This is a genomic window from Marinomonas gallaica (genome assembly GCF_001639745.1).
GTDB classification, from domain to species: Bacteria; Pseudomonadota; Gammaproteobacteria; order Pseudomonadales; family Marinomonadaceae; genus Marinomonas; species Marinomonas gallaica.
Window position 1 is genome coordinate 1 of sequence record NZ_LTAX01000029.1, and the last position, 20,865, is coordinate 20,865.

A 20,865-nucleotide genomic window follows, 5' to 3' on the forward strand; every position below is an offset into this window, starting at 1 on the left:
GTTTTGCCATTGGACACCTCTTTTAATATGGCTATGTTACCACCTAAAATGGTGTCCGGTTTCATTAGACCACTACAAAGATGTGATCCGCTTAACCTTAGTTAAACAAGATGGTGGTACATTACCCTCTTATCAAGCGGGAGCACACATCGAGTTGCAATTGCCTAGTGGTTTATTGAGGCAGTATTCGTTGTGTCGTTTACCGACAACGGGTAAAGAATTTGAAGTAGCCGTGTTGCGTGATCCAAATTCACGTGGTGGCTCTGCTGAAATCCATCGTCTGAAACAAGGCGATAAGCTTAAGGCGAAGCTACCTCAAAACCACTTTCCTCTTAATAGTCCTCGACTCCCTGCTTTGCTAATGGCCGCTGGCATTGGTGTGACGCCTCTCATGCCGATGGCGCAAATGTTGTCTAAATCAGGTACGGATTTTTTGCTTCATTATTCCGCTAAAAGTGCGCATTATGCGGCATTCTACGGCACACTCAAAAACGCTTCTTTCTCGGATAAAGTGAAATTTCATTTCACCATCGAGCAAGGTAAACGAGCTGATATCCAAGCTTTGCTCGCGTCGTTGCCGGATAAACGTGATATCTATGCTTGTGGCCCAAATGGTTATATTCGAACGGTACTTGATCTTGCGCGAAGCTTAGGCTGGCCGGAAGCAAAGTTGCATCATGAGTTCTTCAAAGGGGTTGCTTCTCCTGAGATGGACAGCGCCCCACGGGAGACTTTTCAAGTAAAAGTGGCCAGTTCGGGGGAAGTGTTTGATGTTGAAGAGGGGCTAAGTATCACGCAGACGTTAGAAATAAACGGCATCGATATTCCTATCTCGTGTGAAGAAGGTTGGTGTGGAACCTGTATGACTCGGGTTGTAGAAGGCGTGCCGGATCACCGAGATACTTTCTTGTCAAATGATGAGCGTGCTTCAAGTAATTTGATCATGCCATGTTGTTCTCGATCCCGTAGTGACTGTCTTGTATTAGATATCTAGATTGGCTGAGTGACGAAGATTTTACTCGATTCACACGTTTCGTTTATAAAAGACGCAAAACTTGTCAGCTTTTACGTTGAGTGAAAGAGGGGCTGGTGCTATTATTTGCTCCCGTCATAAAGGTGCTTTTTAAGTGCCTTTTCTCATTTCGATCTCACACATTTAAGGCGGGCTTAACACTCATGGCGACACGATATATTTTCGTCACAGGCGGCGTGGTTTCATCACTTGGTAAAGGGTTAGCGTCGGCTTCATTGGCAGCGATCCTAGAATCCCGTGGTCTGAAAGTCACCATGCTAAAACTGGATCCATACATTAACGTTGACCCAGGCACGATGAGCCCATTCCAGCACGGTGAAGTTTTCGTGACTGAAGACGGTGCTGAGACAGACCTAGATTTGGGTCATTATGAGCGTTTCATCTCAACGAAGATGAACAAACGCAACAACTTCACATCTGGCCGCGTTTACCAGCACGTTCTGCAAAAAGAGCGTCGTGGTGATTACTTGGGCGGCACTGTTCAAGTGATTCCTCACATTACTGATGAAATCAAACGTCGTGTCATTGCTGGCGCTGAAGGCGCAGACATCGCTTTGGTCGAAATTGGTGGTACGGTCGGTGATATTGAATCACAGCCTTTCTTAGAGGCAATTCGTCAGCTAAAAGTTGAACTAGGCTCTCACCGAGCATTGTTCATGCATTTGACGTTGGTCCCTTACATTCGTACAGCAGGTGAAACGAAAACCAAGCCGACTCAGCACTCTGTTAAAGAGATGCGCTCGATTGGTATTCAACCTGATGTGCTGGTATGTCGTTCGGAAGTTTCGATTGATATAGCAGATCGTAAGAAAATTGCATTGTTCACTAACGTGGACGAGCGTGCGGTTATTTCTCTACCTGATGCAGATACAATTTATCGTATCCCTCAAATGTTGGCCGACCAAGGTCTTGATAGCCTGATTGTTCAGCGCTTTAATCTAGACTGCAACATTGCCGATTTAGAAATCTGGAATAAGGTTGCGCAAGCGAAACTTAACCCAGAGAAGCAAGTGAACATCGCCATGGTAGGTAAATACATGGAGTTGTTGGATGCTTACAAATCGTTAATTGAAGCAATGGATCATGCGGGCATTCATGCACGTACGAAAGTGAAATTGCATTACATCGATTCTGAAAAAATTGAAGAAGAAGGCACCTCTGTTCTAGAAGGTATGGACGCGATTCTCGTACCTGGTGGCTTTGGTGAGCGTGGCGTGGAAGGTAAGATTCGTACGGCACAATACGCCCGTGAGAACAAAATTCCGTACTTGGGTATCTGTTTAGGTATGCAAGTAGCGGTTATTGAATTTGCGCGTAACGTCGCAAATTTAAAAGGTGCGCACAGCACCGAGTTTAATCTTAAGACAGAGAACCCAGTGGTTGGCTTAATCACTGAATGGGTTAATTCTGAAGGCTCTAAAGAAATTCGGTCAGAGCAATCCGACCTAGGTGGAACGATGCGTTTAGGTGCGCAAAACTGTAACTTGGTAGAAGGTACGAAAGCACATACAGCGTACGGCGAGCCAGTGATCAGTGAGCGTCATCGTCATCGTTATGAAGTAAATAACTACTACGTGCCAGCATTGAAAGAAGCGGGCCTGACCATTTCAGGCTTGTCAGCTGACAATTCACTAGTAGAAATGGTGGAAATTGCCGATCATCCTTGGTTTGTTGCATGTCAATTCCATCCTGAATTTACGTCTACGCCTCGATACGGACATGGCCTATTCAGTGCATTTGTGCATGCAGCGCTGAAGAATGCAGGAAAAGAAAAGTAGTTTTAGCAGACAGATGTTTGTGAATTTATCATCTACAAAAAGGGGTTTGTTATGAGTCAAATCGTTGACATCAAGGCCAGAGAAGTTCTGGATTCACGTGGTAACCCAACTGTGGAAGCTGACGTAATCCTTGCCGATGGCTCGTTTGGTACAGCGTGTGCACCTTCTGGTGCCTCAACCGGTTCTCGTGAAGCGTTGGAACTGCGTGATGGTGATAAAAGCCGTTACTTGGGTAAAGGCGTACTGAAAGCGGTTGCAGCGGTAAACGGTCCAATCCGTGAAGCGCTAATTGGCCAAGATGCGACAGCACAAGCTGAGCTAGATAAGGTCATGATTGATCTTGATGGAACTGAGAACAAATCTCAATTCGGTGCGAACGCAATCCTAGCGGTTTCTTTGGCCGCAGCGAAAGCCGCAGCAGTCTCTAAGAAAGTGCCTTTGTACGTACACATAGCTGATATCAACGGTACACCGGGTGTTTATTCTATGCCTGTGCCAATGATGAACATCATCAACGGTGGTGAGCACGCGGATAACAACGTTGATATCCAAGAGTTTATGATTCAGCCTGTCGGTGCACCTAATTTCCGTGAAGCACTGCGTTACGGTGCGGAAATTTTCCACGCCTTGAAGAAAGTGCTAAGCGAACGTGGCCTAAGCACAGCGGTAGGTGATGAAGGTGGCTTTGCTCCAGACCTTGCTTCTAATGCAGAAGCATTGGCAGTGATCAAAGAGGCGGTTGCTGCTGCAGGTTACGAGTTAGGTAAAGACATTACCTTGGCGATGGACTGTGCTGCATCTGAATTCTTTGAAGATGGTAAGTACAACATGAAAGGTGAAGGTAAAGTGTTCTCTTCAGAAGAGTTCTCTGATTACCTAGCTGGACTGTGTAATGAATACCCAATCGTATCGATCGAAGACGGCCAAGACGAATCTGACTGGGACGGTTTTGCTTATCAGACTAAGATTCTTGGCGACAAGATTCAATTAGTCGGTGACGACTTGTTTGTAACCAACACTAAAATTCTGAAACGCGGTATTGACGAAGGCATTGCGAACTCTATCCTGATCAAATTTAACCAAATTGGTTCTTTGACGGAGACACTAGAGGCAATCAAAATGGCGAAAGAAGCCGGTTACACGGCTGTGATTTCGCACCGCTCAGGTGAAACAGAAGACGCGACGATTGCTGATTTAGCTGTAGGCACCGCAGCTGGCCAAATTAAAACTGGCTCGCTATGTCGTTCTGACCGAGTGTCTAAGTACAATCAATTGTTACGCATTGAAGAACAGCTAGGTGGTAAAGCACCTTATAAAGGTCGTTCTGAGATCAAAGGGCAAGCGTAAAGTTTGGTCTGATTTTAAAAGGGAGAACATTCGTTCTCCCTTTTTTATGTTTTTTTCTCCCATTTCGCGAAATAATGGGCACTCCTTTGTCCAGAGTCTGAATCTTCCAACATGATGTTGCGTATTTTTATTGCCATATTTCTAAGCGTGTCTGCTTATTTCTTTTACCAAAGCTATTGGGGAGAGCAGGGTATAAAACGCGAAGAAGAGCTGGCCAAGCAGATTGAGTATCAAGAACAGATTAATAAGCGTCTGAAAGTGCGTAATGATGCCTTACGTGCTCAAATAAGTGATTTGCGTCGTGGCGGCGATGCGATCGAAGAACACGTTCGGACAGAACTTCAATATATCAAAGACGGCGAAGTCTTTTATCGAATAGTAGAAAAGTAATGACACAGTATTGGGTAATTATTCCAGCCGCAGGGGTTGGAAAACGCATGGCAAGTGCGCAACCAAAGCAATATCTAATGCTTAATGATAAAACTATCCTAGATACGACGATTTCTCGTTTTATTGGGCACCCTAATGTAGCTGGGGTCGTTGTTGGTGTCAGTCCAGACGATGAGTATTGGCCAGATTCAGAGTGGTCGACGCATCCTCAAGTGGTTCGTTTTGACGGTGGTGAAGAGCGATCGGATACGGTATTAAATGGCCTGCAAGTGTTATTGGCCCTTGGTGTTTCTGAAACTGATTCCGTATTAGTACACGATGCGGTACGTCCGTTACTCTCGCAATCGGCTCTGACACGTATTGTGTCGCATACGGGTGAGCAAGGTGCGTTATTGGCTATCCCGTGTAAAGACACATTGAAACTAGCAAACGATCAATGCGCGACTGCAACGGTTGACCGCAGTGTTATATGGCAGGCTCAAACACCCCAAAAATTCCCACTGATGGCATTGTATGAAGGCATTGCTAGCGCGACAGAAGAAGGTATCGCGATTACTGATGAAAGCTCGGCAATGGAGCTATTAAATTGGCAACCGGATTTGATCGAAGGTGAGTCGAGCAATTTAAAAATTACGGTGCCAGATGATTTAGTAATCGCTCAAGCGCTTATTAGTATTCACAGTTCCGAGTTACAGTAAGGAGATTTTTATGGTGCCATTTCGAATTGGCCATGGCTTTGACGTTCATAAGTTCGGCGAAGGCGATCACATCGTAATCGGAGGGGTAACCATTCCTTATGAAAAAGGGCTGGTAGCTCATTCCGATGGCGATGTGGCTTTGCATGCTTTGACGGATGCTTTATTAGGCGCAGCAGCTCTGGGTGATATTGGTAAACACTTTCCGGATACGGATGCCGAATTTGCAGGCGCAAACAGTCGTGGCTTATTGCGTCAAGCGTTTTCTGAGATCAGAAAGCTTGGCTGGTTAGTTGGAAATGTTGATGTCACCATCATTGCTCAAGCTCCCCAAATGCGTCCTCATATCGATGCTATGCGTACTAACATTGCTGCAGATCTTGCGATCGACATGTCTGCAACAAATGTAAAAGCGACAACGACCGAGAAACTAGGTTTTACGGGTCGTAAAGAAGGCATCGCTGTGGAAGCGGTTGCGCTACTGTATCGAGATAATACATGAACACACAATGGCACTATGCATGGACGGAACCACAAGCCCGTGCAGACCTAAAAACGCAGGTCAGTGACTTCTTGGTAGAAGAAATCTTAGGGTTTGAACCAGAAGGGAAAGGCGAGTTTGTTTATCTATGGGTAGAGAAGCAAGGCGTTAATACAGATTTCCTAGCTAAGCGCTTGGCGCAGGCCGCTGATATTTCACCGAGCCGTGTTACCTATGCCGGAGTTAAAGACCGACATGCCTGTACACGTCAATGGTTTTGCTTGCATATCATTGGTCAAGCACCAGATTTGAGTGATATTGAGCAGGTCTTTCGTGAGCCGGAAACGGTGAGAGTGCTACTGCAAACGCGCCATAGTAAAAAGTTGCGTACCGGGGGGTTGCTAGGGAATCGCTTTAGTTTGCGTTTGCGTAATATTCAAGGCGATCTAAATGAGGTAAAGCAGCGTTTAAGTCTCATTGAGCGTCATGGTGTGCCGAATTATTATGGTGAACAGCGTTTTGGTATTGATGGCAATAACTTAGTGAATGGCTACAAGTTTGTGATGCCAGGACGTTATGGTACACATAAGCTCAATAAAACACAGTCGTTTTGGTTATCAGCCATCCGATCATGGTTTTTTAATGAAGCCTTATCTCAGTTTGTCGTAGATGGCAGTTGGGATGTGATAAAAACAGGCGATATTGCTCAACCAAGAGATGGCTCTCAATCGTTTCGAGTCAAAGAGTTAAGTTTAGATACATTGTATCGAACCCGTTTGGGTGACATTTCGCCGGTGTTGCCATTGATTAGTGATGGCTGGCCTATGGGCACGAATTCTGAACGAGCGGAAGCCATGGCGATCCTTTACGCTGAGCAAAGCGAACTATTAAAAGGGCTAATTAGCTTTGATTTCTCTCGTGACAGTCGTGCGACTCGAATTGTACCGAAAGACATGGCCTGGGAATTGCTAAATGCTACCGATGAAGCGGAGCAATTGGTGATTCAATTTGAGCTGCCTAAGGGAGCTTTTGCGACCAGCGTGTTGCGTGAGTTGTTTATTATTAACGATCGATCCCAAGAAAAACGTCATGAGATTATTACTAGCGAATGATGACGGATTGGATGCTAAAGGCATTCAAACGTTAGCCAATTACTTACAGAAAGATTTCCAATGTACCCTAGTGGCACCTGATCGTGATCGCAGTGGTGCAAGTAACTCTTTAACATTGACGCGCCCTTTGCGCCCTACGTTGGTTCGCGAGGGCCAATACAAAGTTGATGGTACGCCAACCGATTGTGTTAATTTAGCATTGTCTGAAGTGATTGATGGGCGCTTTGATGCCGTGGTTTCTGGTATTAATCACGGCCCTAATTTAGGGGACGACGTGATTTACTCGGGTACCGTTGCCGCAGCGATGGAAGCGCGTCATTTGGGGCGGCCAGCAATTGCCGTTTCTTTGGTGGGGAATCGTTATTTTGATACCGCGGCAAAATGGGTGAGTAAGTTATTGCAGGACTCCCATACGCTAGCGTTGCCGCCTAAAGTGCTGCTGAATATTAATATTCCGGACCTACCGTTTGCTGAAATTAAAGGCATTAAAGTGACGCGTTTAGGATATCGTCATCAAGCGCATCCAGCGATTCCAGCTAACCATCCAAAAGGTCTTGAGTGCTACTGGATTGGGGCATTAGCCGAACCCAATGATGCTCAAGAGGGAACCGATTTTCATGCGGTTGCTAATGGCTATATTTCGATTACGCCGATGCATACAGACATGACCTGTCATTCGGCATTACATCAACTGAATCAATGGGTGAATGATATAGCACCATGAGCATTGCATTAGATGACCTTTTAAAACGCTCACAACCTCGCTGCAGTCAAATGCTAGAGCACTTGGTTCATGAGGGGGTTAATCATAAAGAATTGCTTGAACTGATGGCGATGTTGCCACGTCAGGAATTTGTTGAGCCTGCTTTTTCGCATTTGGCATACAGTCCAACGGCGCTTCCTATCGGTCGTAGTCAAACTATCAGTCAACCGCTAACGGTGGCTCGAATGACGTTGTGGCTGCTCTCCTATGCACGATTAGGGCGCGTGCTTGAGGTTGGGACTGGTTCAGGGTATCAAACCTGTTTGTTAGCGCATTTCTTTAATAAAGTGCATACCATTGAACGTCAGAAGAGCCTGTATGTCCAAGCGCAAGAGCGCTTAAGAAATATGGGGGTTAACAATGTTGAGTTTTTGCACGGTGATGGGCATTTAGGTTGGCCACAAAAAGTACAAATGGATGCCATCATCGTCACGGCAATGGCGAGTAAAGTCCCCTCAGCTCTGACAGATATGCTGAAAGAGGACGGTATTTTAATTATGCCTATTGCGGATGAGGTGCCTTCCATTGGATGTTGGCGCCGAGTAGGGGATAAGTGGAAGCGTTTAGAATCGGCTCCAGCTCAGTTTGTTCCATTATTAGAAGGAAAAGTGGATGCCTAAGTGGCTAAAAATTTATTTAAGCGGTGTGCTAATGGGCGCTGCAGATGTGGTGCCAGGTGTTTCTGGTGGCACGATGGCCTTTATTATCGGCATCTATAGTCGCTTGATTAGCGCATTAAGTGGTGTCAATCGTCAAAGCATTGCAATGCTTTGCAAAGGTGATATCAAGGGTTTATGGCAGCATTTTGATGGCGGTTTCTTATTAGCGCTTTTACTTGGCATCATTACGAGTATTTTTGGTCTCGCGAGCCTTATAACAACGTTATTACAAGATTATCCTGTTTGGTTATGGAGCTTCTTTTTTGGGCTAATTATCGCTTCTGCTTATGTTTTGATACATGAAATACCCACCTTTACTGTCAAACATGGCCTTATTATGTTGATTGGTATAAGTGTCGGTAGCGGGCTTTCTTTGTTGGTGCCGACGCAAGTCAATACGAACTTAGTGATGGTGTTCTGTTCTGGCATGATTGCCATCTGCGCCATGATTTTACCTGGCATTTCCGGTAGCTTTATTTTATTAATGCTGGGAATGTACGGATTTATTATTACGTCAGTTAAAGACCTTAATTTTGTTGTGATCATTGTGTTCGCAACTGGCGCTGTATTGGGGTTGTTAAGTTTTTCGAAGTTATTGAATTGGCTACTAACCCATGCAAAGTCGGTCACCTTAGCGATGCTAACCGGTATTATGCTAGGTGCACTGGTGAAAGTGTGGCCTTGGAAAGAAGCAGTGTCTTTTATTGATGTGGGCAGTAAGCGTCTCCCTGCTCAGGAAGAATTGCTGTTGCCATGGAATATGGATAACTTTGTGCTAATCGATGGCTTGATCATTCCATTTGGCTTAATTTTACTCGGTGCGTTGTTCGTTCTGGGAACCCATTACATCTTCTTACAAAAAGCAAACGCGACTGTAACCAACCCCGATCTATGTAAGTAAAGTGAGTTTAAATGCAAATAGTTGGGCAGATGAGAATAGCTTACAAAATCTCTAAATTGCTGACACACAAGCTCAGCGGTGCCCTAATGCTATGTTTGGTTTTATCGGGGTGTGCATCAGACAGTTTTCATTATTCTAATGTCGGATCTTTCGATCATTCTTCGAGTAGCCCGAGAACCAAACCTATGCCGAGCAGCGGCGTTTATCGGGTTGACTCGGGTGATACCTTGTTTTCTATCGCTTTTTCTTATGGTTTAGATTATCGCCATGTGGCAGAAATTAATAACATCCCAGCTCCTTATACTATTTACCCTAATCAAAAAATCCGTTTGAAAGGTTCCATAAAACGATCGACTACACCGACAAAAACAGTGGCCAAGAAGACATCTACGCCACAAAAGCCTGTAACAAAAAACGCCATAGCGAAAGTGAACTCTTCGTCAAAGCCCGTGTCGACTGTAAAGATACCGGATAAAAAAGTGTCGTCATGGCGTTGGCCAATTTCGGGATCTGTGACTAGGGGCTTTTCAAGTGCCGGCGTTAGTAGTAAAGGTATAGACATTCGCGGCAAAGATGCTGAGCATGTTAAAGCGGTTGCAGATGGTATTGTGGTGTACGCAGGAAATGGCTTGATTGGCTACGGTAATTTAGTCATAGTGAAACATAACGAAGTATATCTTAGTGCCTATGCTTACAATGAGCGCATCTTAGTTAAGGAAAAACAAAGTGTTCGATCGGGCGACTCTCTCGCCATCATTGGTGGTAAAGGAACGGAAAAACCTTTATTACACTTTGAGGTTAGGCGTGATGGCCAGCCAATCGACCCACTTAAAGTACTACCTAAAAAATAAGTACTACCCCCAAAAATAATAATCATAATTTGGGCGTTGAGGAGGGCTATATGAAATCAGTAGAGATGGACAAGTCGACAGAAGAAATTCTTAAGAATACGGATGATTTTGATTTCGAAGATACAAATGAATCTGTGGATGACACAGATGATTTTGAATCAGCGGTAAATGCGCGTTATGCAGACAATGATGTAAAATCTTTGGATGTAACACAGCTTTATTTAAGCGAGATTGGTTATTCCCCATTATTGAGTGCAGAGGAAGAGGTTTACTTTTCTCGATTAGCATTAAAGGGGGATGAGGCAGCTCGTAAGCGGATGATTGAGAGTAATTTACGTTTGGTCGTGAAGATTTCTCGTCGTTACTTAAATAGAGGCCTAACGCTCTTAGATTTGATCGAAGAGGGCAATTTAGGTTTGATTCGTGCCGTTGAAAAATTTGACCCAGAACGAGGCTTCCGCTTTTCAACTTACGCTACGTGGTGGATTCGTCAAACCATAGAGCGCGCGATCATGAATCAGACACGAACGATCCGCTTGCCTATTCATGTCGTCAAAGAGCTAAATGTGTATTTGCGAGCAGCCCGTGAGCTGACGCAAAAACTGGATCATGAGCCGAGCCCAGAAGAAATTGCAACAATGCTGGATCGTCCTGTAGAGGATGTTCAGCGTATGTTAAGCCTAAATGAACGTGTCAGTTCTATTGATTCTCCTGTTGGTGGTTTAGACAGTGATAAAAGTTTGGTGGAAGTATTAGCTGACACACAGCATGCTGGGCCTGAAGACGACCGTCAAGAAGGTGATGTACACCAGAATATCGAACAATTACTTGATGAGCTTAACGATAAGCAGTGTGAGGTCATTGCTAGACGTTTTGGTCTACGTGGTTATGAACCAAGTACCCTTGAAGATGTCGGGGCTGAAATTGGTTTGACACGAGAGCGTGTTCGACAAATACAAGTTGAGGCATTGCGCAAATTACGGATCATGTTGCAAAACCGTGGTCTGTCATTAACGGATGTCATCAATTTAGATAACTAATGTTGCCACGATCAAAAAAGCCCCAGTTATCAAAAAGATAGCTGGGGCTTTTTTGTATTGTAAGCGGTAAATTATTAAGCTTCTTCGTGCTCTAATGCAAGCTCATTAATTTGTTCGTCTACACGAGTACGATATTTTTCAGACAACCCTTTCACTGAGTACGCTAAGATTTCTTCTCCGCTATCAAGCTCAATGATTTCTGGTAAGCTCAATACAATACGGTTCTGAATCTCAGGCACTGTGATGATTTCTTCACTTAGCACAAGTTTGTTGTGGGATTCGGAGAGTGCCAATGCATTGGCCAGCGTTATAAGAGGTGTAATTTCTTCGGCATTGATCTTATTTGCTTCGTACATACGTGAGAGAGACTCATCGCCGTTGTGAAGCCCCATGTGATAGCTGATCTCGGGAACTTCTTCATACAAGTCACTGCTCATTAGTTGATTCAGTAATTCTTGAATCAGTTCAGCACAGCATGCGGCATTCATATATAGGTTGTTGTCGCAGTTTTTTGCTTGAAAAAGCATTAGTACGCAATCTTTCTCATATTGATGAACTTGGCCATTGTAGTATTCACCTGCTAAAAAAATAGTACGGTAAATGGGGGTAAGTAAATTTGCTACTTGCAAAGGAGGGAGTTCATCACGCCATTGATTCAAGTGTTTTAATTGAATGAATAGGGCACAGGATTGACGTTCTGACTCTTTGATTATCTGCTCAAAATTAATTTCAAACTGGCCTTCTTCATCAACGCTTGGCGCATCAGTATCAGTGTTCTCAACTTCTTTTTGAAGCGGTGTCTTTAATTCAAGACTCTGTAACTGCTGAACATGATGAATAAGCTCATGAGCTTCTCGGTAACTTTTCTCAGGCATAGGAGCATTGTTTGTACCATTGGTGTATGCCTCTAAAGCATCAGTGGCTCGTGCAATCGGCATATACAAACGACGAACGATTAGCACTAAAAGTACACTGGTGATAGCGGTGAGAAAAATACCTAAGCCGATGACCAGGTTGCTAATATGATTTAAGGTATTTTGAGCGGATGACTTATCTAACGTAATCAAGACATGGCCTACGACATCGTCTCGAAAACGAATCGGAGAGCTGTAGACTCTGTGTTTATCAGACGGTCGAAGGTCGACATCACTATTAGATTGGTTGCCGTTTATATTTGCTTCTGCGAGCAATTCGTCTTTTTTGTTGTACACGCGTGCACTCAAAATATTGTCGCTGACAACAAGACGGTTCAATAACACATTTAAGCTGAGTAAGTCATTGGTTAAGATCGATTGGGTTGCGTTAAAGGCGGCCTGAGTTGCTAAGCTACTGCCCAATACATCGGTTTGTTGATTGAGATGTTTGTCTACCGCCGACGTAACCGAAAACCATACGGTCGCCAGCGTAATTAGAATCAGTGCTAAATAGGTCGACAATAAAATGCTCGCGGACGAGCACTTTTGAAGCAGCTGATAATACCCTGATGATAGTTTTTTTAAGGTGTCCATCGACGTCCTAGTACGAATATTGTGTAGGTATCTAGTTGATATACCCGATGTTTTAATGATGTTCTTAAAGGTTTACGGACCTAGGCGGTATTTCTTTAGGTCTTAATCACGGTTAGCGTCCGCATGAGGATTTGATATAGTAAGTGTCCCCATTATCAGGAGTTGTTATGACCGCTTCGATCACGCTTATTGGCGACCACCTCGCCGACTACTTGCCAGTCTTTGAGAGCTGGCTTGAACAACAATTTTTAAAGACTTCGACAAGAGTCCTAACAAATCCTCAAGACGCATTTTGTGTTCAGCGCTATGACCTTAGCACTACCATCCACGATGGTAAATATGAAGAGCTTCGGGCGCAATTGTTAGCCATGGCGGATGCGTCTGGAATCGACCATATTTTCCAACCTTTTACACCAACACTTTCTGAACCCGGTTTAGCTGTCTTTGATATGGACTCTACGCTAATTAAAGCTGAAGTTATGGACGAGTTAGCAGTGGAGATGGGAATAGGTGAACAAATTGCGGCTGTAACGGCCAGTGCAATGCGCGGTGAAATCGATTTTACCGAGAGCTTTGTACAGCGTTTGTCGTTGTTAAACGGTTTGAGCAGTGATGTGATGGATTCTGTTTATCAGCGTATAGAGCATATGGATGGTATTTCAATACTGATGAAAGTGCTGCATAAGTTTGGTTGGAAGACCGCTATTTTATCGGGTGGTTTCACCTACTTCGCCAACCGTGTTCAACAAGATTATGGTATGACGGAAGTGCATGCTAATGAGTTGGATATTGTGGATGGGACGTTGACAGGTAAGCACATTGGCCCCATTGTCGATGCGAAACGCAAGCAGCAACTGTTAGCTTTGCTGAAAGAGCAATATTCTGTACCTCATTCTCAGACGGTAGCGTGTGGCGATGGCGCCAATGATTTACTTATGCTGAATGATGCGGGGTTAGGGGTAGCATTGCACGCTAAACCGATTGTACGTAAGCAAGCGCCGTGTCCAATGAGTCAATTGGGTTTGGAGGGTGTGCTTTATCTGCTTGGACTTGATTCGAATGAGATCGCTCAATCGCTAATGTAACATAGCTTAACGCTCCCCTAAACATCGGATTAGGGGAGCGAAACTTCTTGTCAGTGCTCTTCTTGACCAAGTCTTGAGGTCCACTCCTTAGTCAGTACTTCGACCAATGCGTAGCGTCGTAAGGATAAGGCTGAGGACAGCTCGGTAAAATTCTCATCTAAGTAATCAAATAGAATCTTTTGGCGCAGTTCCACCAGTACTCGAATCTGCTCACCTTGTTCATAGGTTACGTCTTTATGTTCTATCAAAGCATCCAGCACCTGATCTCGACGTTCAACAGCAACATCATAGTGATGTTTAAGTACATAACGAGCGAAATCAAGCATTGAAGCCACTAATAATTGGAAGGTGTGTTCAACGGCCATGATCTCATCTTGAGTAAGCTGGTCGTTTCGATCTTTTTTACGATGAACATCAAGACGTTTAATCATCTCGTGTTGATGTTCATACAATGACGCTTCCCAGTTCCTATCTCTCACAACGGTTACTCCTACATAATAGGGGATAGATCCATTAAGTGTAGTTTAGAAGCTGTTAAATGGGTAAAAGTCGAATTCACTATTTGGTGAAATATTGTGCTCCGCTGGCACATGTAAGTAACCATCTGTTTGGCTGGCGGCCAATAGAGCGCCAGAACTTTGTTGCACATGAGGTGTCGCAACGCCGTTGTTTACATGCACTCTTAAGAACTCATCTCGAGACTTATTCCCTTTGCGCGAAAAGTCACATTTAACCCGTAAAGCTTTCGGTAAATCCAAACTTTCACCGGCCGCTTTTGCCAGTGCTAGTCTTGCAAATAGGTGGAATGTGACCAAAGTTGAGCTAGGGTTACCAGGTAATCCTAGTAAGGGGGTGTCAAACACCTTTGCAAATACTAAGGGTTTACCAGGCTTTATAGCGATTTTCCAAAGATGTAACTGCCCATTTTGTTCAATGGTGGCTTTCACATGGTCTTCTTCGCCGACGGAAACGCCGCCTGAAGAAATAATGATATCGGAGCAGTCACTGAGTTCTTTCAGAGCCGTTTGCGTAGCTTCTACGGAATCCATAGCATGTTGGCGTAAACTTACCTGATGCCCTGCACTGATCACTAATGACTCAATAAGTGGGCCATTTGAGTTGTAAATTTGTCCTGCCGTAAGAGGCTGTCCGGGTTGTTGTAACTCATCACCTGTAGTGAGAACACCCACTTTTAATGGTGTAAAAACGTCGATACAGGTAAGACCAATACTGGCCAATACACCTATATCAATCGCAGATAAGCGCTTTCCTGCGGCTAATACCAGAGCACCTTTTGCAATGTCTTGTCCCGCTGGACGAATATTATCGTTTGGCTTTACGGCCTGAAGAAACGTAATTTGGTCGCTCTTTTGCTTGGTATTTTCTTGCATCACAACGGCGTCAGCACCAGCAGGGATTTCGGCGCCAGTGAAAATACGAGCACAGGTGCTTGGCGTGAGAGGTGTTGGGGCGTTACCCGCTGCGATGCGTTGAGAAACGGATAATGTTGCAGTGTCTTGCAAATCACGCGAGCGAACGGCAAAACCGTCCATCGCACTGTTGGCCGCAGGGGGGACGTCAATGTGAGAAACAATATCCTGAGACAAAATGCGTCCCAGAGCATGGTCTAATGAAACACGCTCGGTTAACGTTGCAAGAGGCAGGGCGTTCTTAATGTGCTGAATCGCGTCTTTAAAAGGCATTAATGCCGTCATGAATTACACCTCGTGAACAGGTGGTTGATAAGGCCCCAAAAGCATCATAACGAAGTTACATGGACGATGACGTGCATCTAACTGCTCTTGGATAATGCCGTTCCATGCAGTTTTACAGGCCCCTGTAGAGCCAGGTAGACAGAAAATAAGTGTTTTATTGGCAAGGCCTGCTAGTGCTCTAGATTGAATAGTCGAGGTGCCAATTTCTTCATATGATATTTGGCGGAAAAGCTCCCCAAAACCGTCGACCTCTTTGTCCAGTAACGGCAGGATGGCTTCTGGTGTGCTGTCACGTGAGTAAAAACCAGTACCGCCTGTGATCAAGACAACGTGTGCGTTGTCATCAGCGATCCAGGTGGATACCACGGCGCGCATGGCGTAAACATCATCTTTTACAATCGCTCGCTCACCTAGGTTATGCCCAGCGTCTTTAAGCATGGTAATGAGCGCTTCACCGGATGTGTCTTCAGCGATACCGCGGGTGTCAGAAACGGTTAATACATTGATGCTAAGCGGGCGAAAAGGGGACGGGGTTTTAGCCATAATAAAATCCTTTGTTAACCGCCAGTGGCGCTCATGAAGCGCAGAATTTGGGGTTCTTCATCTAAGTTAAAGTGGTGTTTCTCTGGTTTGAGTACTAGAGAATCAATAATACTCTGCTGTAATAAATCTGCATCATCTGGATGAGTTCGTAGTACCGATTTTAAATCTTTTGAATGCTCATTGCCCAAGCAAAGTAATAGGCGACCTTCTGCTGTCAAGCGTACTCGATTGCATGTACTGCAAAAATTATGACTGTGTGGGGAAATGAATCCGACTTGCTGGCTTTCTCCGGCAATGTCGTAATAGCGTGAAGGTCCGCCAGTCGAGCGTTCAGAAAGGCTCAGGTGCCAGCGTTGTTGTAAACGTTCTAGTAATTCGTCACTGGAGATGTAGACTTTGGCACGATCATGGTGAGAAATCTGACCCAATGGCATTTCTTCAATGAAACTAATATCCATTTTATGAGCTAATGCGAATTCCACTAAGTCTTCTATTTCGTCGTCATTATGACCACCTAGAATGACGGCATTAAGTTTTAGTTGCTTAAAGGGGAGTGCGCTTACAGTCTTGATGCCGCGTAGGACTTGGTCGAGTTTGTCTCGACGTGTAAGCTCTTCAAAGCGTTCACGTTTAAGCGTATCTAAGCTAATATTGATGCGAGAAACGCCCGCATCGAACAGCTGTTGCCCCATTTTTTCAAGCTGTGAACCATTCGTTGTTATGGTGAGCTCATCAAGTCCCGGTAGAGCTGCTATTTGCTTTAGTGCAAACAATATGTCTTTTCGTACCAGTGGCTCACCGCCCGTAATACGGATTTTTCGGGTACCTAGTGCAACGAATGAGGTGGCAACTTGAACGATCTCTTCGAGCGATAAAATATCGCGACGAGGCAAAAAAGTCGCATCTTCATCCATGCAATAGGTACAGCGAAAATCACAGCGGTCCGTCACCGAAATACGTAAATAATCAATTTTTCGACCGAACGGATCGATGAGCTTGGAATCTGACACTTGAATTGGCCTCGCTACAATTTTCTAATAGAAGCAAAATTTATCTACAGAGGCAAAAATTCTCTGTATTGACTGCGGCTTGCGTTATGCTCAAATAACGCAATATTTGAGTGCAGTTAGAACCACTATAGAAATAGGGGAATCGCAGTGCGTAGTGTTATACATAATTTGATCGATATACTCACTTTGAATCGGGTTTCTGACACTAAATTTGTCGGTAAGAGTCAAGATTTAGGGTTTCCTAAGGTCTTTGGCGGACAAGTTGTCGGTCAGGCATTGAGTGCAGCGGCGCAAACCGTTCCGGAAGGGCGAGCCCCTCATTCATTACACAGCTACTTTATTCGTCCTGGGGATGCGAAGCAAATTATTGACTATGATGTTGAGACAGTGAGAGATGGTGGAAGTTTCAGTGTTCGCCGAGTGATCGCCAGCCAAAATCAAAAAACCATTTTGGTGATGACTGCCTCTTTTCAGAAATACGAAGAAGGCTTGTCGCATCAAGAGCCTATGCCTCATGTACCTGGTCCTGAGAATTTCAAATCAGAGCTCAGTTTATTTCAGAAGCATGCGGAAGAGATTCCATATAAAATTCGTAGCTTATTGACCGCGGAACGGCCGATCGAATACCGCATTGTGGAAAATCAAAATCCGTTTCGTCCGCGTCCTGGACTTCCGGCACGACATATGTGGATTCGCAGTATTTCACCTTTGCCTGATAATGAATTAGTACATCAATCGATGCTGGCTTATACCACTGATTATGGTTTTTTAGAGACTGCACTTCAGCCGCACGGAATTTCTATTGGCAATCCGAATTTGAATATTGCAAGTCTTGATCATGCTATTTGGTTCCATCGTCCATTTCGATTAGATGACTGGTTATTATATGTCGCGGATAGCCCATCTGCTTCAGGCGCCCGAGGATTTGTGCGAGGGAAGATTTTTAACAAGGAGGGTGAGATAGTGGCCTCTACGGCGCAAGAAGGATTGATTCGACTGACTCGTTAGTCATCGTTTTGTAATAAAATGTAATCCGGCATCAACTTTTGTGGTCTTTGTGTTAAGTTCTGTCGATTAATTATCTAAGTAAAGCGATTTCTTTAAGCGGGTCTTTATTAGTTGTTGGACTTTGTACTCTGAATATGGGCATAAGGGTTTAGCGTGTTACCTCAAAGAAGTGCGGTTCAATTCATACTGACTAAAGTGCTCGCCTGCTATCTTGCGGTTACAGGTTTTGTGTTATGTGTGTTTATCACTTGGTCTTATCAACAGTACCAAGAAAACCGTCAACATGTAGTGCAACAGTTGCGTTCTTCTGTTGAAACTGTCATTGAACAAACACCAGATAATATTGACCAGCTACTGGCTTCATTGACGCTCGGAACTCAGTTCTTTAGTCGTGACTTCGCGTCAGTTGAATCTTTTGCGCTGCTTGGCGAAGATGGCTCAATTGTTTTCTCATGGCCAAATCAAGCGCAGCTTGAAGCGACGGACTCTAGCTTACTTCAACTCCTAGCAATTCAAAACTCTTCTTTCACACTTGCCTTAGCGTTTCCTAAGTGGTCTTTGTATCAAGTTGTTGTTAATAACTTGCCTGCTGCGATGGGGGTTTTACTGCTGCAATTCGTTTTGTTGCTTGCCGTTCTTGCCGTCGTCATTAAGCGCGGCGTTCGTTCTGGTTTTGAGGGCTTTATGCGTGAGTTGAGTTTAGTGTGTTTAGAGCGACCAACTCCATTACAAGCTCACTCTTTTCCTGGGCAGTTCGGAGAGTATCGGCAGATCTTAGACGGTATTAATCGAGTGATTTTATCGCTTGCCAAATCCCGTGAAGAATTCAGTAACATTAACAAGTCTCTGGAAAACCACATTAAAGCTAAGACAGCGGCTTTAGAGGAGCGTAATCAAGAGCTTGTCGATCTGAACCAGCAGCTTTCAGTGATCGCTAATACGGACGCCTTGACTCAAGTGTATAACCGTACTCGATTTGATGTGCTTTTTCTCGAATATGTCATGCTCGCACGTCGCCGTGTTACGCCTCTGTCTCTCTTGTTAGTGGATCTAGATGACTTCAAAAAAGTGAACGATCGCTTTGGTCATCAGGCTGGAGATCTAGTGTTAAAGCACGCGGCCCAAGTTATCCAGAAAGAAGTGGGCGAAGAGGGGGTTGTTGCACGATGGGGCGGAGAGGAGTTTGCTGTACTGCTGCCATATTTTGATTTGCACAGCGCAGAACGAAAGGCTGAATCCTTAAGGGCTGTACTTGCAGAAGCTCACTTTGAAGAGCAATCCATACGGGTGACGACGAGTATAGGGGTTGCTCAATTGAGTTCGATCGAGACTGGGCCTGAGCTATTGAAACGTGCTGACGATGCTTTATACGATGCCAAAGGCAGTGGCCGCAATAGAGTGATTATCGCTTATGTTGAGGAAAGTCATGCTCAACTTGACTCGGATTCACTCATGGAAGGTGAGTTTATTGAGGTGTTTGATGTTGAGCCAGTGCCCATTCAAGATGAACCAGAAGCTTCTCAGAAGCATTCTTCTTAGCACGATCTAAGGCGTCAACTGTTGCCTTGGAGTAAGGCGCGTTACCTAGGGCGACGGCGATGTTTCGGCGCCAGTTTTCATACCCCGTTCTTCTGATGGGAGAGCCCGCTGTGTTACTTAAAAAGGTATCTTCATCCCATTCAAATAAAGTCAGTAAGTCCTCACTGTCTAAATTGTGTCTTGGTTGAAAATCATCTTCTTGGGTGTTTTTGGCAAATTTTGTCCAAGGGCAGACTAATTGGCAGTCATCGCAACCAAAGATTCGATTGCCCATTTTGGCGCGCAGCTCTTCAGGGATGATGCCATCGTATTCAATGGTTAAGTAGGAAATACATTTACTGGCGTCCAAGACCCATGGTTTAACAAAGGCATTGGTTGGGCATTTATCCAAGCATGCACTGCAACTGCCGCAATGTCGTTGTGGCGTTGGCGGGTCAACGGGCAAGGGGAGGTTTGTAAAAACCTCCCCTAATAAAAACCAACTGCCTGCTTTGGGTGACAGTAACAAAGTGTTCTTTCCAATCCAGCCCATGCCTGCTTGCTCAGCGATTTGTCGCTCTAAAATAGGGGCACTATCAACAAAGGCGCGATAGCCATGATCACCAATCTCTTCTTCAATACGCTTTGCTAACTGAGTCAGTCGTTTGCGAATAAGCTTGTGGTAGTCACGTCCTAGTGCATAACGAGCAATGTAGGCTTTTTCAGGAGTCTTCAGGCGTTTTACCGTTTCCACAGATTCAGGTAGATAGGGCATGCTCAAACTTATGACGCGCTGAGTGCCTGCATGAAGGTTTGCTGGCTGAAAGCGTAGATCATCATGATTGGCAAGGTAATCCATTTCGCCATGATAGCCTTGCTCAAGCCAAGCGTGAAAGTCCTCACGATATTGTTCTAGTTCTGGATTTACAATACGGCAGTCACTAAAGCCAAATTCTTTGGACCAAGCTTTGATGTTGTTGGCAATGTGTTGGAGGCTGGCTTCGTCAAAAGAGGGCATAAACACTACATGAAGGTCATTCAAGAAAGTAGGAGCTTAAAAGCTCCTACTGATATGAAAGCAGCAAGGCCTTTTAATAAAGGTTGCTATCGCTTTTTACGGTGTCAATTAGAAGATTGATAAACATACGATCCGCATCCGTATGTTCTTCTTGGATTTTTATTGTGGTTTGGCTTGAAACTGCGTCTGCAATCACTTGATAAGCATTCGGCTCATTGATGTGCTCTTTTGCAATGCGAACTAATTCAGCAGACAGCTCTGGTTCCATTAGCATTTTGCGAAAACAGCGTAAAAATTCATCAATAATACGTTGTTGGTTTAATTCTGAAGCCATAGTGGTAACTCCTTATTTCATAATATAAGTATGACACCATGAAAGCCCTGTCAGAGCAAGAAGAATGGCGTTTGTT

The 20,865-nt window shown here is 44.6% G+C and carries 22 protein-coding genes; 15 read left to right on the forward strand and 7 right to left on the reverse strand.

Annotation, left to right across the window (positions count from 1 at the left end; genetic code table 11):
- The 12 genes from AYW76_RS17260 to rpoS all read left to right on the forward strand — a co-directional run.
- On the forward strand, positions 1–994 hold a 994-nt coding region (locus tag AYW76_RS17260), incomplete at its 5' end, for a PDR/VanB family oxidoreductase (protein WP_331709466.1).
- A gap of 182 nt (positions 995–1,176) precedes the next feature.
- Positions 1,177–2,811, forward strand: coding sequence for a CTP synthase (locus AYW76_RS17265; RefSeq protein WP_067223498.1), 1,635 nt, complete (start codon positions 1,177–1,179; stop codon positions 2,809–2,811).
- Positions 2,812–2,862: 51 nt separating this feature from the next.
- Positions 2,863–4,158 (forward strand): phosphopyruvate hydratase, encoded by a 1,296-nt coding sequence (gene eno / locus AYW76_RS17270; RefSeq protein ID WP_067223501.1) that lies wholly within the window; start codon positions 2,863–2,865, stop codon positions 4,156–4,158.
- A gap of 111 nt (positions 4,159–4,269) precedes the next feature.
- Positions 4,270–4,548 carry a septum formation initiator family protein gene (locus AYW76_RS17275; RefSeq protein ID WP_231872648.1) on the forward strand — a complete coding sequence of 93 codons (279 nt, stop codon included), beginning with the start codon at positions 4,270–4,272 and terminating at the stop codon, positions 4,546–4,548.
- Complete coding sequence (gene ispD / locus AYW76_RS17280) at positions 4,548–5,246, forward strand: 2-C-methyl-D-erythritol 4-phosphate cytidylyltransferase (protein WP_067223504.1); 699 nt, start codon at positions 4,548–4,550, stop codon at positions 5,244–5,246. The genes AYW76_RS17275 and ispD overlap by 1 nt, the downstream gene beginning before the upstream one ends.
- Before the next feature lie 10 nt (positions 5,247–5,256).
- Positions 5,257–5,745 (forward strand): 2-C-methyl-D-erythritol 2,4-cyclodiphosphate synthase, encoded by a 489-nt coding sequence (ispF, locus tag AYW76_RS17285; RefSeq protein WP_067030525.1) that lies wholly within the window; start codon positions 5,257–5,259, stop codon positions 5,743–5,745.
- Complete coding sequence (gene truD, locus AYW76_RS17290) at positions 5,742–6,836, forward strand: tRNA pseudouridine(13) synthase TruD (RefSeq protein ID WP_067223507.1); 1,095 nt, start codon at positions 5,742–5,744, stop codon at positions 6,834–6,836. The genes ispF and truD overlap by 4 nt, the downstream gene beginning before the upstream one ends.
- Entirely contained in the window at positions 6,814–7,560 is a 747-nt protein-coding gene (gene surE, locus AYW76_RS17295) for a 5'/3'-nucleotidase SurE (protein ID WP_067223511.1), read from the forward strand. The genes truD and surE overlap by 23 nt, the downstream gene beginning before the upstream one ends.
- Positions 7,557–8,219 carry a protein-L-isoaspartate(D-aspartate) O-methyltransferase gene (locus AYW76_RS17300; protein ID WP_067223514.1) on the forward strand — a complete coding sequence of 221 codons (663 nt, stop codon included), beginning with the start codon at positions 7,557–7,559 and terminating at the stop codon, positions 8,217–8,219. The genes surE and AYW76_RS17300 overlap by 4 nt, the downstream gene beginning before the upstream one ends.
- On the forward strand, positions 8,212–9,159 hold the full coding sequence (locus AYW76_RS17305; RefSeq protein ID WP_067223516.1) for a DUF368 domain-containing protein: 948 nt from the start codon (positions 8,212–8,214) through the stop codon (positions 9,157–9,159). Before AYW76_RS17300 ends, AYW76_RS17305 begins: the two co-directional genes overlap by 8 nt.
- Before the next feature lie 11 nt (positions 9,160–9,170).
- A complete protein-coding gene (locus tag AYW76_RS17310) occupies positions 9,171–10,010 on the forward strand; it encodes a peptidoglycan DD-metalloendopeptidase family protein (RefSeq protein ID WP_082866294.1) in 840 nt (279 codons plus the stop codon).
- 50 nt (positions 10,011–10,060) lie between these two features.
- Positions 10,061–11,050, forward strand: a complete 990-nt coding sequence (rpoS, locus tag AYW76_RS17315) for an RNA polymerase sigma factor RpoS (RefSeq protein ID WP_067223521.1) — start codon at positions 10,061–10,063, stop codon at positions 11,048–11,050.
- 74 nt (positions 11,051–11,124) lie between these two features.
- Here the strand turns inward: rpoS and AYW76_RS17320 are convergent, their stop codons facing one another.
- Positions 11,125–12,558: an AhpA/YtjB family protein gene (locus AYW76_RS17320; protein WP_067223524.1), complete on the reverse strand. Its 1,434-nt coding sequence runs from the start codon at positions 12,556–12,558 to the stop codon at positions 11,125–11,127.
- A gap of 167 nt (positions 12,559–12,725) precedes the next feature.
- Here AYW76_RS17320 and serB point away from each other — a divergent pair, with 167 nt between their 5' ends.
- Positions 12,726–13,643, forward strand: a complete 918-nt coding sequence (serB, locus tag AYW76_RS17325) for a phosphoserine phosphatase SerB (RefSeq protein ID WP_067223528.1) — start codon at positions 12,726–12,728, stop codon at positions 13,641–13,643.
- A gap of 50 nt (positions 13,644–13,693) precedes the next feature.
- Here the strand turns inward: serB and AYW76_RS17330 are convergent, their stop codons facing one another.
- The 4 genes from AYW76_RS17330 to moaA are packed head-to-tail and all read right to left on the reverse strand — an operon-like array spanning position 13,694 to position 16,911.
- Positions 13,694–14,122 (reverse strand): hypothetical protein, encoded by a 429-nt coding sequence (locus AYW76_RS17330; protein ID WP_067223532.1) that lies wholly within the window; start codon positions 14,120–14,122, stop codon positions 13,694–13,696.
- Between the two features lie 45 nt (positions 14,123–14,167).
- The gene (locus AYW76_RS17335; protein WP_067223535.1) at positions 14,168–15,358 is read right to left on the reverse strand and encodes a molybdopterin molybdotransferase MoeA; all 1,191 of its coding nucleotides are present in this window, start codon (positions 15,356–15,358) and stop codon (positions 14,168–14,170) included.
- A gap of 3 nt (positions 15,359–15,361) precedes the next feature.
- Positions 15,362–15,901, reverse strand: coding sequence for a molybdenum cofactor biosynthesis protein B (gene moaB / locus AYW76_RS17340; protein WP_067223539.1), 540 nt, complete (start codon positions 15,899–15,901; stop codon positions 15,362–15,364).
- Positions 15,902–15,915: 14 nt separating this feature from the next.
- The gene (gene moaA, locus AYW76_RS17345) at positions 15,916–16,911 is read right to left on the reverse strand and encodes a GTP 3',8-cyclase MoaA (protein WP_067223542.1); all 996 of its coding nucleotides are present in this window, start codon (positions 16,909–16,911) and stop codon (positions 15,916–15,918) included.
- A gap of 147 nt (positions 16,912–17,058) precedes the next feature.
- Here moaA and AYW76_RS17350 point away from each other — a divergent pair, with 147 nt between their 5' ends.
- Positions 17,059–17,919: an acyl-CoA thioesterase gene (locus AYW76_RS17350; protein ID WP_067223546.1), complete on the forward strand. Its 861-nt coding sequence runs from the start codon at positions 17,059–17,061 to the stop codon at positions 17,917–17,919.
- A 153-nt stretch (positions 17,920–18,072) separates the two neighbouring features.
- A complete protein-coding gene (locus AYW76_RS17355) occupies positions 18,073–19,458 on the forward strand; it encodes a sensor domain-containing diguanylate cyclase (protein WP_067223549.1) in 1,386 nt (461 codons plus the stop codon).
- Here AYW76_RS17355 and queG read toward each other — a convergent pair.
- Together queG and AYW76_RS17365 are read right to left on the reverse strand one after the other, a co-directional pair.
- Positions 19,385–20,455 carry a tRNA epoxyqueuosine(34) reductase QueG gene (gene queG / locus AYW76_RS17360; RefSeq protein ID WP_067223584.1) on the reverse strand — a complete coding sequence of 357 codons (1,071 nt, stop codon included), beginning with the start codon at positions 20,453–20,455 and terminating at the stop codon, positions 19,385–19,387. The genes AYW76_RS17355 and queG overlap by 74 nt on opposite strands.
- A 73-nt stretch (positions 20,456–20,528) precedes the next feature.
- Positions 20,529–20,789, reverse strand: a complete 261-nt coding sequence (locus AYW76_RS17365) for a hypothetical protein (RefSeq protein ID WP_067030483.1) — start codon at positions 20,787–20,789, stop codon at positions 20,529–20,531.
- Between the last annotated feature and the right edge of the window lie 76 nt (positions 20,790–20,865).